Source organism: Ensifer sp. Root954 (assembly GCF_001429005.1).
Lineage (GTDB): Bacteria > Pseudomonadota > Alphaproteobacteria > Rhizobiales > Rhizobiaceae > Ensifer > Ensifer adhaerens.
The window spans coordinates 281,748-296,138 of the sequence record NZ_LMJM01000001.1 but is presented as its reverse complement, the minus strand read 5'-3'; the positions used below and the strand labels follow the sequence as shown (position 1 = coordinate 296,138).

Here is a 14,391-nt window from a genome sequence, read left to right as displayed (position 1 = left end):
TTCGGCATCGTCAGCCCGCCTTGTTGACCCGCATATACCAGTCGACCAGCCGCCGGACCTGACGCTCCGTATAGCCGCGTTCCGTCATGCGTTGGACGAACTCGGCGTGTTGCTTCTCGGATGCGCTGTCCTTCTTCGAGCCGAAGCTGATGACCGGAAGCAGGTCTTCGACCTGGCCGAACATGCGCTTCTCGATCACGTCGCGAAGCTTTTCGTAGCTCGTCCAGGAGGGGTTGCGCCCATGGTTCTTGGCGCGGGCGCGCAGGGTGAACTTGACGACCTCGTTGCGGAAGTCCTTGGGATTGGCGATGCCGGCCGGCTTTTCGATCTGCGACAGTTCGCTGTCGAGGATCTCCCGGTTGAGGATTTGTCCGGTATCCGGGTCCTTGAAGTCCTGATCTTCGAGCCAGGCGTCGGCATAGGCGATGTAACGGTCGAACAGGTTCTGGCCGTATTCGCTGTAGGATTCGAGATAGGCCTTCTGGATTTCGTGGCCGATGAATTCGGCATAGCGCGATGCCAGCTCGGACTTGATGAAGTCGAGGTAGCTCGCTTCGGTCTCCTTCGGGAACTGTTCGCGGCGGATCGCCTGTTCCAGAATGTACATGAGGTGCACGGGATCGGCCGCGACCTCCTTGGTGTCGTAGTTGAAGGTTTCCGACAGAACCTTGAAGGCAAAGCGGGTGCTGATGCCGGTCATACCCTCGTCGACGCCGGCGGCGTCGCGATATTCCTGAACGGACTTCGCCTTGGGATCGGTGTCCTTCAGGTTCTCGCCGTCATAGACCCGCATCTTGGTGTAGAGCGGCGAGTTCTCGTGACGGGCAAGGCGGGTGGAGACGGTGAAGCGGCTGAGGCTTTCCAGCACTTCCGGCGCGCAGGGGCTCTTGGTCAGTTCGCTTTCGCGCAGCAGCTTCTCGTAGATCTGCCGCTCTTCGGTGACGCGCAGGCAGTAAGGCACCTTTACCACGAGGATGCGGTCGAGGAAGGCCTCGTTGTTCTTGTTGTTCTTGAACTGCAGCCATTCGGACTCGTTCGAGTGCGCAACAACGATGCCCTGATAGGGGAAACCTCCGAAGCTTTCGGTGCCGTTGTAGTTGCCTTCCTGGGTTGCGGTCAAAAGCGGATGCAGCACCTTGATCGGCGCCTTGAACATCTCGACGAATTCGAGCAAGCCTTGCGTCGTGCGGTTGAGGCCGCCGCTATAGGAATAGGCATCGGGATCGGCCTGGCTGTAGTTTTCGAGCTGGCGGATGTCGACCTTGCCGACCAGCGAGGAAACGTCCTGATTGTTCTCGTCCCCGGGCTCGGTCTTGGCGATCGCCACCTGGCGCAGGCGCGACGGCATCAGCTTGACGACGCTGAATTTGGAGATGTCACCATCGACTTCGTCGAGGCGCTTCGTCGCCCAGGGTGAGATCAAGCCGGTCAGCCGGCGTCGGCCGATGCCGTATTTGTCTTCGAGCAGGTCGGCCATGCGGTCGGGATGGAAGAGGCCAAGCGGTGATTCAAAGACGGGACTGACCTTGCCGCCGACCGCCAGCGTGTAGATCGGCTGAAGTTCCATCAATTTTTTCAGGCGCTCGGCGAGCGACGACTTGCCGCCGCCGACCGGGCCGAGCAGGTAGAGGATCTGCTTGCGCTCCTCCAGCCCCTGCGCGGCATAGCGGAAGTAGCCGACGATGCGCTCGATCGTATCTTCCATGCCGTAGAAGTCGGCGAAGGATGGATAGATCTTGACGGTCCGGTTTGAGAAGATGCGGCCGAGACGTTCGTCCGCGCTGGTATCGATGAGGGTTGGATTACCTATGGCTGTAACCATCCGCTCCTGTGCGGTGGCATACATGCTTTTGTCGTCGCGACATGCCAGAAGGTATTCCTGAAGACTGATTTCTTCTTGCGCTGCACTTGTATAGATCTCCGAGAAGAGATCAAAGACGTCGCATTCGCTCTTTTGCATCATGCTCTCCCGCGGCCGCTGGCTGAGACGGGGATCGCTGCTTATCGGCTCGCTCATTCGAATAAACGGCGTCCCATGCGCAATGTTCCTTCAGAGTACTCGCTTTCTCGTGATTCTCGAAGGGGTTGTTTCAATGAATGAAAAATCGTGACTGTGGCATCACGAAAACCTGATCGAAGCGGTGGTCATAAGGCGTTGAACGCAGGGCGTGCGCGATTGGCGCCGCATGCGCCCAGGCGTTTTCTGTGCGAGCGCCATGTTCGGTTGCGTCAGCCGCCGCCGGGTCCGCCGAGGTGGTGGAAAAGAAGGGCCAGAACCGCGTCTCGCATGGTCGCTGTCTCGACATGGCCGATGCCCGGCGCTGCAACCAAAGATAAGTCGTCTTCGACGGCGGCCGCCCGATAGGCAGCCTGCGTCTCGTCACAGGTGCGCTCCACCGCTTGAGGCGGCGTCAGGGAATCATCGAGCCCCACGCAGATCAGTTGGGGTCGGGAGGCGACGAGCTCGGCGCCTCGACAGCGCCGCCACGCGGCGACGCCGGAGAGAAGGAACGAGCCTTTAGGCGAGCCAGGCTGGCAGGCGCACCGAAACGCGGCCGGTGAGCGCCGCCTCGACGCAGTCGGCGAGGTTGCTGAAGCGCACGGCGCGGCCGGAAAGACCGGGACCGTAATGGGCGTATTTACCGGAATTGGTCATCAGCGCCCGGGTCTTGGTCGGAAAGACCGGTTCGGAGATCGAGCACCAGCAAAGATCCGGCAGGACCTGGATGCCGCTCTCTTCAAGGCGGGCAAGCAGACCTTCGTCCCGTGCTGCGGCTATCGCGTCTCGCCCGGCGGTGACGATCACGGCGACGTTGCTATCGCGCTTGCGGCCGTCGAAGGCTGTGGCCAGCGCGCGGCACTCCTCGAGCGACGCATGCGGGCTGCCGATGGCGACAAGCTCGACCTCCGCCGGACCGTCGTTCAGGAGCGACCAGGCCGCGGCCATGTCGGCGCGCGTGATCGTCGTGTGGTCGGCATCCTTGGCGGCGGCACCTTCCGCTTCCGGGGTCACGCCCTCCACATGCAGCATCGGGGATGCGGACGTGGTGCCGAAGGCGGCGCAAAGCGCCTTGAGGTCGTCGCGCGAGGGCTTTGCCGATGCAAGACCACGCAAAAGCGGGATGCGGTCGGGTGCTGCCTTGCCGGCGAGATAACCGATCAGCGGCCAGAAGGCATCGTCGATATTCTCAGGCAGTTCCACGTCGATGACGCGCGTCGCCTTGCGCGGCGCGTCGAGATAGACGCCCGAGAGCGGTGCACGACCGGTGAGCGCAATGCAGAGATCGAGAAAGTCGGGGTGTTTGGCCGTGCGCGCGCCGAGCACCGTGTTGGCGAATATGACGGCGTTCGATTCCGCCCAGGCGATGGCTTCGCCGGATTTCGGCGCGCTGTCGAGCAGATAGGGCGAGCAGGTGAAGGTCGGGCGGCAGCCCATGCGCACATAGGCGTCGGCAAGCCTTGCTGCCGGATCGCCGAAGCTCTCCGGCACGCCCTGCGCCTGCCAGTTGGCACGGTCGACCGAGATCGCGTTCATGGTCGTCGGCACGCGAACCTTGGCCCCCATGTCCGCCATCTTCTCGGCGAAGGTGAGGTTTGCCGGGCTCGCATAGATGCAGCCGTCGATATGGCCCTGGACCACGTCGATGAGCTTTTCCGCACCCTGCTGCGCCGCCATCGCCGCGATGATGCGCATCGCCTGTTGCACGGCGATGCCGTCACGACCGTCGAGCATGGCGCGATCGTCGTCGGTGAGATCAAGCGCCGTCATTGCCGGCGGAGCGACCGGAATTGTCAGGCCATCGGCTTCGATTGCCGTATCGCTGATGCGCGCGGTCTTTGCTTGCGCCAGCGCCTTGAAGGCGTCGCGCGAAAGCCGAAGCACCGGCAGGGATTTTCCGAACATTTCGGCCGTGATCAGCGCGCCGAGCGTCAGCACGTCTTCCGCTTCCGAGAAGACCAGGGCCGCCGGCGCACGGCCGGTCAGCGCCATGTCGAGCAGCACGCCCGAACCGGTGCAGGAGCCGCGGCTCGACGGCATCATCAGGATGCCGTCGGTCAGACAGAGGCCGTGCAGCGGATGGTGCACGTCGATCACCCGACCCGTTGCCGGATCGACCCCGCCCCAGAAGCTCAGCGCCTCCTCCGTGGCGATGATGGGGCCATCGGCGGAGCCGGAAAGAATGCTGCGGGCGGAGATCGATTGGGTCATTTTACGACAAATCCATGAGCAAAGGGGTCGCGGTCATCGATGAAGATCGTGTTGATGCCGGTCATGCGGGCCCAGCCGGCAATCGACGGGATGATGGCGTCGCGGTCGGCGACCTTGGTCGCCGCCTCGACACGGCCCTTGAACAGCGAACCGATGATCGATTCATGCACGAACTCGTCACCGACCTTGAGCTTGCCCTTGGCGGCAAGCTGGGCCATGCGCGCCGACGTGCCGGTGCCGCAGGGCGAGCGGTCGATCGCCTTTTCGCCGTAAAAGACGGCGTTGCGCGCATGCGCTTCTGCCTGTGTTGGCTTGCCGGTCCACTGGATGTGGCTGAGGCCCTTGATTTCCGGGTGCTCCGGATGCACGAACTCGTATTTGGCGTTGAGCGCCGCGCGGAGCTTCGGGCTCCAGCCGACGAGTTCGCCGGCCGTATGGTCGGCCATGTCGCGAAAATTCTTCTGCGGTTCGACGATGGCGTAGAAGTTGCCGCCATAGGCGACGTCGACGACGATCTCGCCAAGACCCTCGACTTCAGCCGTCAGCCCCTCGGCGTAGAGGAAGCCCGGAACGTTGGTGAGGCGCACTTCTTCGACAAAGCGGCCTTCCTGGCGATAGGTGATGTCGACCTTGCCGGCCGGCGCGTCGATTGAAAGCTTGCCCGGTTCACGCGGCGTGATCAGGCCGTTTTCGATCGCCATGGTGATGGTTCCGATCGTGCCGTGGCCGCACATTGGCAGGCAGCCCGACGTTTCGATGAAGAGCACGGCGACATCGCAGTCGGCCCGGGTCGGCGGATAGAGGATAGAGCCCGACATCATGTCGTGGCCGCGCGGCTCGAACATCAGGCCAGTGCGGATCCAGTCGAACTCGCGCAGGAAATGGGCCCGCTTCTCCAGCATGTTAGCGCCTTCGAGTCTTGGCCCGCCGCCGGAAACGAGGCGGACCGGATTGCCGCAGGTGTGGCCGTCGATGCAGGAGAAGGTGTGGTTGGCCATGGTCTAAACTCTGTCAGAAACGTTGGGGCGAGAAGGAACTGATATCGATCGCCGGCCGCCGGCCGGTGAGCAGGTCGGCCACGAGCCGTGCGGTGCCGGCCGATTGCGTGAGACCGAGATGGCCGTGGCCGAAGGCGTAGACGACGCGGCCGGTGGCGCGGGCGCGGCCGATCGCCGGAAGGCTGTCGGGCAGCGACGGGCGGAAGCCCATCCATTGCACGCCGCCCTCGCTCTTGAAGCCCGGCAGGAAGGCTTGCGCCTTCCTCAGCATGGCTTCCGAGCGGCGGAAGTTCGGCGGCAGCTTCAGCCCGCCGAGTTCGACGGCGCCGCCGACGCGGATACCGGTCGAAAGCCTGGTGACGACGAAGCCGTGTCCGCCGAAGGTTACCTGGGTGCGCAGATCGAAGGCATCCTGCGGCAGCGTGGTGTTGTAGCCGCGCTCGGTTTCGAGCGGGATACGCTCGCCGAGCGTACGGGCGACCTGGTGCGAGAACGCGCCGGCTGAAAGCACGACCTGTTCTGCCCGCCGCGTCTTGCCGTCGGCCGTCAGTTCGACGCCACCTTCGATCGGCTTCAGCGCCGTAACTTCGGCACGCTCGATCACACCTCCCTTGGCGCGGAAATGGTCTGCCAGCGCCAGCGTGTAGAGCTTGGGATCGGCGATGGAATACCAGCCGGGGGTAAAGGTGCCATGGGTGAAGCGCGATGCGAGACCAGGCTGGATCTCGGCCATCTCGGCCGCGCCCATGTGTCGGAACTCGATGCCGTGTTCGGCTCGCGCGGTCCAGCCGGGAAGAGAGGCCTTCAGCTCGGCTTCGCTTTCATAGACCTGCAGATTGCCTTCCTTGCGCAGCATCGGCAGGGTGCCGGTCTCGGCGAGGAAAGGTTCGAGCTCGGCCTTGGAGAGGTCCATCATCGCCGTCTGGGCGGTCGTCGAATGGGCCACGCGGCTTGCCGAGCAGGCGCGCCAGAAGCGGAACATCCACGGCGCGATCTGTGCCGCATAGGCCGGTGGCACGCTCAAGGGCCCAAGCGGGTCGAGCAGCCACTTCGGCGCCTTCTTCAGGATGCCGGGTGACGCGAGCGGCAGGATGTCGGTGAAGGCGAAGGCCCCGGCATTGCCCGCCGAGGCACCTGCTGCCGGGCCTTCCCGGTCGAGCACGGTGACGGAAAGTCCCCGTGCCTGGGCGGCGATCGCCGCAGAAAGGCCGACAACGCCGGCGCCGATGACGATGACGTCAGGCTGAACTGCATCCTTCATGATCGGCTCAGTGCGTCGCTGCGAGGAACTTTTGGAGTTCCGGATCCTTCGGCGCGCCGAAGAGCGCTTCCGGTGCGGCGATTTCCGCCATCACGCCCTTGTGGAAGAAGGCGACGCGGTCGGAAACTTCGCGGGCAAACTTCATTTCATGGGTGACGCAGATCATCGTCATGCCCTCGGAGGCCAGCATGCGCAGCGTGTCGAGCACTTCGCCGACGAGCTGCGGATCGAGCGCCGAGGTCACTTCGTCAAACAGCATGTATTCCGGCGACATTGCGAGTGCGCGGGCGATCGCCATGCGCTGCTGCTGGCCGCCCGACATGCGGGTTGGATAGACGCCGAGCTTCTCGCCGAGGCCGACGTGCGTGAGCTGCTTGACGGCGTTCTCCTCGGCCTTTTCCTTGGAGAGGCCGAGCACCTTGCGCGGCGCCAGCATGACGTTTTCAAGCACGGTCAGGTGCGGGAAAGCATTGAACTGCTGGAAAACGATGCCGAGCTTGCTGCGCAGCTTGTTGAGGTTTGTTGATTTCGCGTGGACCTCGGTGCCGTCGACGAGGATGCGGCCGGCATCGATCGGCTCGAGACCGTTGATGCAGGTCAGCAGGGTCGACTTGCCGGAACCGGAGCCGCCAATGATGGTCAGCACCTCGCCCTTGTTGACGGTGAGGTCGATGCCTTTGAGAACCTCCAGCGAGCCGAAGGATTTGCGAACGTTCTGGATCTCAATCATTGGACCACCGTTTTTCAAGGTAACCGCCGAGCCGGGCGATCGGGAAGCTGATAAGGAAGTAGATGGCGCCGCAGATCAGAAGGATCAGCAGCGGTTCCTGCAGGCGGGTGACGAGCACCTGCGAGGCGCGCAAGAGTTCGATCAGGCCGAGCCAGAGGACGAGTGCGGAGTCCTTCATGACGCCGAGCGTCAGGCCGATCCAGGACGGCAGCGAAACGCGGGTCGCAAGCGGCGCCACGATGTAGCGCATGTCCTGCCACCAGGTCATGCCGAGCGAGCGGGCGGCGCGGCGCGTCGTCGGTGGCACGGAAGAGATGCCGCCACGAACGATCTCAGTGCAATAGGCGGCCGTATAGAGCGACAGCACCACGCAGGAGGTCGTGAACGGTGCCCAGCCGAGCTTGGCGATCGCCTGGAAGGCATTGGCAAGAACCAGCTGGATCAGCAGCGGCACCGAACGGAAGATGTCGAGCACGAAGGTGAGCGGGGAGGCCCAATAGGGGCCGACCTGGTTGCGCACGACGCCGAAGATGATGCCGAGCACGGTGCCGGCGGTAACCGAGACGGCGGTGACCGCGAGCGTCATCAAGGCGCCCTGCAGCAGGAAGCCGAGATCAGCGAGGGTGAGGGCGGTATTGAACATCTCTCACCTCTCCTTAGTAGCGGAACATGCGCGCGGCGAGCAGGCGCGCGCCCAGCGTCACGGCCTTGGCGATCAGGTAGTAGATGATCGCCGCGATCGCGAAGAATTCGAAGGTGCGGAACGAACGGGCGTTCAGTTCCTGGGTGATGCCGGCAAGGTCGGTGTTCATGCCGACGGTAACGCCAAGCGAGGTCATCAGGATCGCCCAGACCATCTGGTTGGTGACGGGCAGGAAGGCGATGCGCAGCATCTGCGGCAGCACGATGTAGCGGAAGGCCTGCACCGGGGTCATGCCGAGCGAGCGGCCGGCCCGCGCCTGGGTATCGGGAATGGCCTTGAGGGCGCCGCGGAAGTTTTCCGCGAGATAACCGGCATTGTTGAAGGCGATCCCCGCGAGCAGCGCCGTATAGGGGCTCAGGTGGATACCGAAATTGCCGAGGCCGAAATGGGCCATGTAGATCTGGAACAGCGCCGGCGTGTTGCGGGCGATTTCGACCCAGGCGGTGGCAAAACCACCGAGGATGCGATTGCCCGACAGGCGGCAAGCCGTCAGCGCGAGCGCCAGTGCCAGGCCGATGACCATCGAGAGCAGAGCCACCTGCAGGGTGACCAGCGCTCCATCGAGCATCTGTGGCAGGGCTTTCAGCGCCTGGTTCCAATGAAAGGTATAGCTGAACATGTTTCGTCTCACCTCTTCGGAAACGAATAGCGGCGCGAAGCTAAACTTCGCGCCGCCAGATAAACGGCATATTAGCGGTAAACGCCCTTAGCCGTAAGGTCCGGAAGTTCGCCGCCGACCCACTTTTCGTAAAGTTCAGCGTAGCGGCCGGTGCGGACCTGCTGGTTGATGAAGAGGTTGAGGAAGTTGATGAAGCCGTATTCTTCGCGGTTGGTGAAGAGCGCGACGTAGTCGGTGTCGAACGGAGCCTTGCCAACGACGGAGATGCCGGCGAACTTGCCGCCCTTCACGTTGGCCTGGGCGACGGTCGAGGTCGAAACCGTAGCGTCGATCTGGCCCTGGCTGAGCGCGAGGAAGACGTCTGCCTGGGTCTGGTACGGACGGAACTCACCGGCGCCCCATTCCTTGACCTGCTTTTCGAGAGCGATCGCTTCGAACGTGCCGGCGGTCGCGCCGACAACCTTGCCCTTCATGTCTTCGAAGGACTTGACGCCCGACTTCTCGTTGGCAGTGACGGCCATTTCGAAGGCGAAGTAGGGGATCGTCATGCCGACGGTCTTGGCGCGCTCAAGCGTGTCGGAGGTCGAGGCAACGCCGACGTCGACGCGGCCCGACATCAGAGCGGGAATGCGCTCCGGGAACGGGGTCTCGACGATTTCGGCGGTGACGCCGAGTGCCTTTGCGAGGTCGTTGCAGTAGTCGACGTCAAAACCGATCGGGTTGTTGTTCTCGTCGCGAGAACCCATCGGCGGGAAGTCGAGCACGACTGCGCAACGCAGCGTACCCGAGCCGATGACGTCATCCAGCTTGTCGGCATGGGCCTGGCTGGTCAGAGCAGCGGCCGCAACGAGGCCGAGCGCGAGCACCGAAGTCTTCATTTTCTCTCTCCCTGAAATGAGTGCCGTTTGACGGCTGAGGCACTATTCCGTTTTAGACAGCACAAATCAATAGAAAAATACAATTAGTATACAAAAAGTATAAGTTCGTAACGCAGAACGCGCGCAGGCATCCCATTTGTTTCGTCAAATGGGATGCCTGCGCAGCGATCTGTCGTGTCTTGCGGCTGCGGGCGGCAGGCGCCCGCAGCTGTCGGCGAGTGCCTTAGCCCTGGAAGTCCTCGGGCAGCAGGCCTTCCGGCATGTTCTGGTAGGCGACCGGGCGCAGGAAACGGCGGATCGACAGGGTGCCGACGCTGGTTGCGCCGAAGTTGGTCGAGGCCGGATAGGGCCCGCCATGCACCATCGAATCCACCACCTCGACGCCGGTCGGGAAGCCGTTGACGAGCACCCGGCCTGCCTTGCGCTCAAGGATCGGGCGCAGACGACGGGCGGTCTCGAGATCGGCCGCCTCCATGTGGATGGTGGTGGTCAGCTGTCCCTCGAAGCCGCGGGCAAGCTGTTCCATTTCAGAGGTCGAACCGACGCGAACGACGAGGCCGAGCGGACCGAACACCTCTTCGCCGAGCGCATGGTCGGCCAGGAACTGGTCGCCGGTCGTTTCGAACAGGTTCGGCGAGACCGAACGGCCGGACGATTCGGTCGTCAGAAGCGGCTTCACCGTGTTGCGGCTTTCAAAGCGCGCCTGGCCGTCGTGATAGGCCTTGGCGATGCCGTCCGTCAGCATCGTCTGCGGCGCGACCTTGCCGAGCGCTTCGACGGCGGCCGTGGTGAAGCGATCGGCGTCAGCACCTTCGACAACCACGGCGATGCCGGGGTTGGTGCAGAACTGGCCGGCACCCATGGTCAGCGAACCGGCCCAACCCTGGCCGAGTGTCTCGGCGCGTGCCTTCAGTGCTTCCGGCAGCAGGAACATCGGATTGACCGAGCCGAGCTCGCCGAAGAACGGGATCGGCTCCGGACGTGCGGCGCAGAGATTGAAGAGCGCGCGGCCACCGGCGAGCGAACCGGTGAAGCCGACGGCCTTGATCAGCGGATGCTGGACAAGTGCTTCGCCGACCTGGCGGTTGCCGCCCTGGATCAGCGAGAAGACGCCCGGGTGAACGCCGGTCTTGCGGATCGCGGCCTCGACGGCCTGCGCAACGATCTCACCGGTGCCCGGATGGGCCGAGTGGCCCTTGACGACCACGGGGCAGCCGGCAGCAAGGGCGGCAGCCGTGTCGCCGCCGGCGGTCGAGAAGGCCAGCGGGAAGTTCGAGGCGCCGAAGACTGCGACCGGGCCGATCGGGCGCTGGATAAGGCGGATTTCCGGGCGCGGCGCTGGCTGACGCTCGGGCAGGGCCGCATCGAAACGGCGGTCGAGATATTCACCCTTTTCGATGTGGTCGGCAAAGAGACGGAGCTGGCCGGTGGTGCGGCCGCGTTCGCCCTGCAGGCGCGCTTCCGGCAGGCCGGTTTCCTGGGTGCCGATCTCGGTAATGGCCTCCGCGCGTGCCTCGATCTCGTCGGCGATGGCGCGCAGGAAGGCGGCGCGCTCGGTCCGGGTCGAATAGCCATAGCTCAGGAAGGCTTCTTCGGCGGCTTCAGCCGCGCGGTTGACCAGTTCCACGGTGCCGGTGGCGAACTGATGGACCGGACCGTGGGCGGGTGCCGATGCGAAGGTGCCCGCGCCGTCGAGCCATTCGCCGGCGACAAGGTGTTTTCCTTTGGGGGTGAAGGCCATCTGCCGATCCTTTCGTTCGATCCCGGATTGCCTTTTCTAGCAGAGGGGATCATGGCTGAATTGCACTTGTCGGATCTTTGTATACTATATGTATGCAGAACATCAATCGCCTGACTGGCCCTTCCGGATCAGGCGCAGCATTTGAGAGGGAGAGAGATGAGCGAAACCAACACCCTGACGATCGCAGCACTTTTCGAGCGCGTTGAGGCGATCTTCCTGAAGGCGGGGCTCAACGCCATTCAGGCCGGTGCACTGGCCCGCGTGATCGTCGCCGGCGAGCGGGATGCCTGCAAGTCGCATGGCATCTACCGCATCGAAGGAGCGCTTCGCACCGTCAAGGCGGGCAAGGTGAAGCCGGATGCAACACCGGAGCTCGAAGCGGGCGAAGGTTCCGCTATCGTCAAGGTCAACGCCAAGGGCGGTTTTGCCAATCCCGCCTTCGAGCTCGGCCTGCCGGTTCTCGCCGAACGCGCTCGCTCGCTGGGCATCGCCGCGCTCGTCATCAATGATTGCACCCATTTTTCGGCGCTCTGGCCTGAGGTCGAAGGCCTGACCGGCGAGGGACTTGCCGGCCTCGTGATGTGCCCGAGCTATGCGACCGTTGCGCCGACCGGCGGCAACAAGCCGCTGCTCGGCACCAACCCCTTCGCCTTCGGCTGGCCGCGCGAAAACAAGCCGCCTTACGTCTTCGACTTCGCCACCTCGGTTGCCGCCCGCGGTGAGATCGAACTGCACCGCCGTGCCGGCAAGCCCTTGCCGGAGGGCTGGGCGATCGATGCCGAAGGCAATCCGACGACCGATCCGGAAGCAGCGCTTGCCGGCGCCATGCTGCCCTTCGGCGGCCACAAGGGTTCGGCGATCGGCACCATGGTCGAGCTTCTTGCCGGCATCATGATCGGCGACCTGACGAGCCCGGAAGTGCTCGACTATCTCGGCACCACGACGCTTGCACCGTTCCACGGCGAACTGATCGTCGCCTTCTCGCCGGAGAAATTTGCAGCCGGACGCCCGGGCAATCCCTTCGCCCGTGCGGAAGTGCTGTTTGAGGCGATCGTCGGCCAGGGCGCCCGCCTGCCGTCGCAGCGTCGCTTCGTGGCGCGCGCCAAGTCGGAAGTCGAAGGTGTCGTTCTCAACACGGCTGAAATCGAGCAGCTCGAGCGGCTGCTTGCTCTTGGACTGGACGCCGTCGCGTAAGCGACGGCTAACCTTTTCGTCGGTCATCGACCCGTCGAGACTGCCAAACGAAAAAGGCCCTCCAACCGGAGGGCCTTTTCTATTTGAGTGCCGATCGAGCGATCAGGCCTTGTACTTCTGCACCGCGCCCGGGAGCTTGCTCCACTCGGCGTACCAGCTGTTGAACAGCTTGAACTGGGCTTCGACGTAGCCGCGCTGGCTGTCGGAGAGAACGTCGCTCTCGTTGAAGTGCAGCGTGTATTCCTTGTCGCCCTTCAGCACCATCATATGCTTGAAGTAGAGAACGAGGTCCGGACCTTCGTCGAAGGACGAGAGAACGGCGAGCGCCTGTTCCAGTTCCAGTGCGCGCAGACGTGCGTCGACGTCGCCTTCGGCGGCGGCACGCGACAGGTTGCACATGTGGATGACTTCCTTCGGCAGAACGCAGCCGATGCCGGTGATGGCACCGGTTGCGCCGCAGTTGACGAAGCCGTGGAAAACGGCCGTGTCGACACCGATCATCAGCGAGACGCCATCGTCACGGCTGGTGATGTTCTCGGCCGCATAGCGCATGTCGGCAGCGCCGCCGAACTCCTTGAAGCCGACGAGGTTCGGATGTTCGGCGCGCAGCGCGAAGAACAGGTCGGCGCGGGTGGCGAAGCCGTAGTACGGGCTGTTGTAGATGACAGCCGGCAGGCTCGGGGCGGCCGAGAGAATGGCCTTGAAGTGGTTCTTCTGGGCAGCGACAACCGAGCCGCGCGAAAGCACGCGGGGGATGACCATCAGGCCCTGGGCGCCGACCTTCTCGGCATGTGCCGCGTGAGCGACGGCCGAAGCGGTGTTGACGGCGCCGGTGCCGACGATAACCGGAATGCCGGCCTTGACGAGGCGCTCGACGCCTTCCATGCGCTGTTCGTCGGTCAGGAGCGGCCAGTCACCCATCGAGCCGCAGTAGACGACGGCGGACATGCCTTGAGCGATCAGCTCCTTGCCCTTGCGCACCAGCGCGTCGAAATCTGGGGTGCGGTCTTCCTTGCAGGGGGTCATCAGCGCCGGGATGACGCCGGTGAAAATCTGAGCCTTCATCTGAAACTCCTCTCGGCTTTGTCTTCAGGGCAGCGGCGCACCTGCGCCCTCGCCTTTGATCCAGACAATAGCTGTTTGTATTTTATTTGTCGACAAGAAAAATACAAAGGTCGCTACAAAGCGATATCGAGCTTGTTGTTGCGGGCAAAAAGCTTCTGCACCTGCTCGACGATCTGCTCCGCATGCGCCTTGCCCAGCCGATCCGCAGCCTCGACGTCGCGCGCGGCGATCGCGGCGATCATGGCCGCATGCTCGTCGACGAAGCGCTGGGGGAACTGCTCGTCATAGGACTGATAATAGAGACGGAGAATGCGCCGCCCTTCGTCCAGCAGCCGGCGGAACAGGCTGGTGAAATAGGGGTTGCGTCCGCTTTCCGCGATTGCCGCATGGAAGGCGGCGTTGGTGGCGATCATCGTGAGCGGGTCGCGCGTCTGCACGGCTGCCGCATAGTCTTCGTGGAAGCCGCGAATGATCGCCAGGTCTTCCGGGCGGTGGTTCTGCGCCGCAAGCCGCGTGGTGACGCGGTACATCAGCACCAGCGCGTCGAAGAACGGATTGAGATTGAGGAAGTCGATGTTCGCCACCATCGTCGAGCGGTTCGGCAGCGTGTCGATCAGCCCTTCGCCGGCAAGACGCACCAGCGCCTCGCGGATCGGCGTGCGCGACATCTTCAGCCGCTCGGCAAGCTGCACTTCGTCGATCGGGCTGCCCGGCGGCAGCACCAGGTCGAGGATCTCGTCGCGCAAGAGGTCATAGACCATCTTTACGCCGGAGCCGCGCTTGCGCTCGGGGATGGGGCTGTTGTCGGTGTCGATATCGGTCATGTCAGATTCCTTTGTCGACAAAAGAAATACTTGTCTCTGTCGCCGGGATCAACAGTTTCCGCTGCTGTCATTGCGCGAAGCTGTTATCCGCATCTGCGTGCACAGGTTGTTGTGGCGACCCATGCATTTCCCACATGGGAGCGCTGAGTTTTGAGCGCTGCAACTTAC

The 14,391-nt window shown here is 63.4% G+C and carries 13 protein-coding genes; 1 reads left to right on the top strand and 12 read right to left on the bottom strand.

The genetic code is table 11. From position 1 onward, the window contains the following. Positions 1–10: 10 nt before the first annotated feature. From ASE71_RS01215 to ASE71_RS01175, 10 genes are all read right to left on the bottom strand, one after another. Positions 11–1,960 (bottom strand): PrkA family serine protein kinase, encoded by a 1,950-nt coding sequence (locus ASE71_RS01215; protein ID WP_034798403.1) that lies wholly within the window; start codon positions 1,958–1,960, stop codon positions 11–13. 269 nt (positions 1,961–2,229) lie between these two features. Next, positions 2,230–2,433, bottom strand: a complete 204-nt coding sequence (locus ASE71_RS35535) for a hypothetical protein (protein ID WP_034798404.1) — start codon at positions 2,431–2,433, stop codon at positions 2,230–2,232. A gap of 85 nt (positions 2,434–2,518) precedes the next feature. After that, complete coding sequence (locus tag ASE71_RS01210; protein ID WP_060521879.1) at positions 2,519–4,210, bottom strand: aconitase X; 1,692 nt, start codon at positions 4,208–4,210, stop codon at positions 2,519–2,521. Continuing rightward, positions 4,207–5,208 carry a 4-hydroxyproline epimerase gene (locus ASE71_RS01205; RefSeq protein WP_060521880.1) on the bottom strand — a complete coding sequence of 334 codons (1,002 nt, stop codon included), beginning with the start codon at positions 5,206–5,208 and terminating at the stop codon, positions 4,207–4,209. The genes ASE71_RS01210 and ASE71_RS01205 overlap by 4 nt, the downstream gene beginning before the upstream one ends. 13 nt (positions 5,209–5,221) lie before the next feature. Further along, on the bottom strand, positions 5,222–6,469 hold the full coding sequence (locus tag ASE71_RS01200; RefSeq protein WP_060521881.1) for an NAD(P)/FAD-dependent oxidoreductase: 1,248 nt from the start codon (positions 6,467–6,469) through the stop codon (positions 5,222–5,224). Between the two features lie 7 nt (positions 6,470–6,476). Continuing rightward, positions 6,477–7,199 carry an amino acid ABC transporter ATP-binding protein gene (locus ASE71_RS01195; protein WP_034798411.1) on the bottom strand — a complete coding sequence of 241 codons (723 nt, stop codon included), beginning with the start codon at positions 7,197–7,199 and terminating at the stop codon, positions 6,477–6,479. Further along, a complete protein-coding gene (locus tag ASE71_RS01190) occupies positions 7,192–7,842 on the bottom strand; it encodes an amino acid ABC transporter permease (RefSeq protein ID WP_060521882.1) in 651 nt (216 codons plus the stop codon). Before ASE71_RS01190 ends, ASE71_RS01195 begins: the two co-directional genes overlap by 8 nt. Before the next feature lie 13 nt (positions 7,843–7,855). Continuing rightward, positions 7,856–8,521, bottom strand: coding sequence for an amino acid ABC transporter permease (locus ASE71_RS01185; protein WP_034798417.1), 666 nt, complete (start codon positions 8,519–8,521; stop codon positions 7,856–7,858). A 71-nt stretch (positions 8,522–8,592) separates the two neighbouring features. After that, on the bottom strand, positions 8,593–9,399 hold the full coding sequence (locus ASE71_RS01180; protein WP_034798420.1) for a transporter substrate-binding domain-containing protein: 807 nt from the start codon (positions 9,397–9,399) through the stop codon (positions 8,593–8,595). A 223-nt stretch (positions 9,400–9,622) separates the two neighbouring features. Beyond that, entirely contained in the window at positions 9,623–11,140 is a 1,518-nt protein-coding gene (locus ASE71_RS01175) for an aldehyde dehydrogenase (NADP(+)) (protein WP_060521883.1), read from the bottom strand. A 156-nt stretch (positions 11,141–11,296) separates the two neighbouring features. On the opposite strand from ASE71_RS01175, the gene ASE71_RS01170 reads away from it, so the two are divergent. Then, positions 11,297–12,334, top strand: a complete 1,038-nt coding sequence (locus ASE71_RS01170) for an Ldh family oxidoreductase (protein ID WP_034798426.1) — start codon at positions 11,297–11,299, stop codon at positions 12,332–12,334. 102 nt (positions 12,335–12,436) lie between these two features. On the opposite strand, the gene ASE71_RS01165 is transcribed toward ASE71_RS01170, so the two are convergent. Further along, the gene (locus ASE71_RS01165) at positions 12,437–13,399 is read right to left on the bottom strand and encodes a dihydrodipicolinate synthase family protein (RefSeq protein WP_034798428.1); all 963 of its coding nucleotides are present in this window, start codon (positions 13,397–13,399) and stop codon (positions 12,437–12,439) included. 113 nt (positions 13,400–13,512) lie between these two features. Then, complete coding sequence (locus tag ASE71_RS01160) at positions 13,513–14,223, bottom strand: GntR family transcriptional regulator (RefSeq protein WP_034798498.1); 711 nt, start codon at positions 14,221–14,223, stop codon at positions 13,513–13,515. Positions 14,224–14,391: the final 168 nt, after the last annotated feature.

Coding starts and splice junctions, on each gene's coding strand:
- ASE71_RS01195 (WP_034798411.1), bottom strand. CDS start 7,199: ATGATTGAGATCCAGAACGTTCGCAAATCCTTCGGCTCGCTGGAGGTT.
- ASE71_RS01170 (WP_034798426.1), top strand. CDS start 11,297: ATGAGCGAAACCAACACCCTGACGATCGCAGCACTTTTCGAGCGCGTT.
- ASE71_RS01160 (WP_034798498.1), bottom strand. CDS start 14,223: ATGACCGATATCGACACCGACAACAGCCCCATCCCCGAGCGCAAGCGC.
- ASE71_RS01215 (WP_034798403.1), bottom strand. CDS start 1,960: ATGCAAAAGAGCGAATGCGACGTCTTTGATCTCTTCTCGGAGATCTAT.
- ASE71_RS01175 (WP_060521883.1), bottom strand. CDS start 11,140: ATGGCCTTCACCCCCAAAGGAAAACACCTTGTCGCCGGCGAATGGCTC.
- ASE71_RS01180 (WP_034798420.1), bottom strand. CDS start 9,399: ATGAAGACTTCGGTGCTCGCGCTCGGCCTCGTTGCGGCCGCTGCTCTG.
- ASE71_RS01190 (WP_060521882.1), bottom strand. CDS start 7,842: ATGTTCAATACCGCCCTCACCCTCGCTGATCTCGGCTTCCTGCTGCAG.
- ASE71_RS01210 (WP_060521879.1), bottom strand. CDS start 4,210: ATGACCCAATCGATCTCCGCCCGCAGCATTCTTTCCGGCTCCGCCGAT.
- ASE71_RS01165 (WP_034798428.1), bottom strand. CDS start 13,399: ATGAAGGCTCAGATTTTCACCGGCGTCATCCCGGCGCTGATGACCCCC.
- ASE71_RS01205 (WP_060521880.1), bottom strand. CDS start 5,208: ATGGCCAACCACACCTTCTCCTGCATCGACGGCCACACCTGCGGCAAT.
- ASE71_RS01185 (WP_034798417.1), bottom strand. CDS start 8,521: ATGTTCAGCTATACCTTTCATTGGAACCAGGCGCTGAAAGCCCTGCCA.
- ASE71_RS01200 (WP_060521881.1), bottom strand. CDS start 6,469: ATGAAGGATGCAGTTCAGCCTGACGTCATCGTCATCGGCGCCGGCGTT.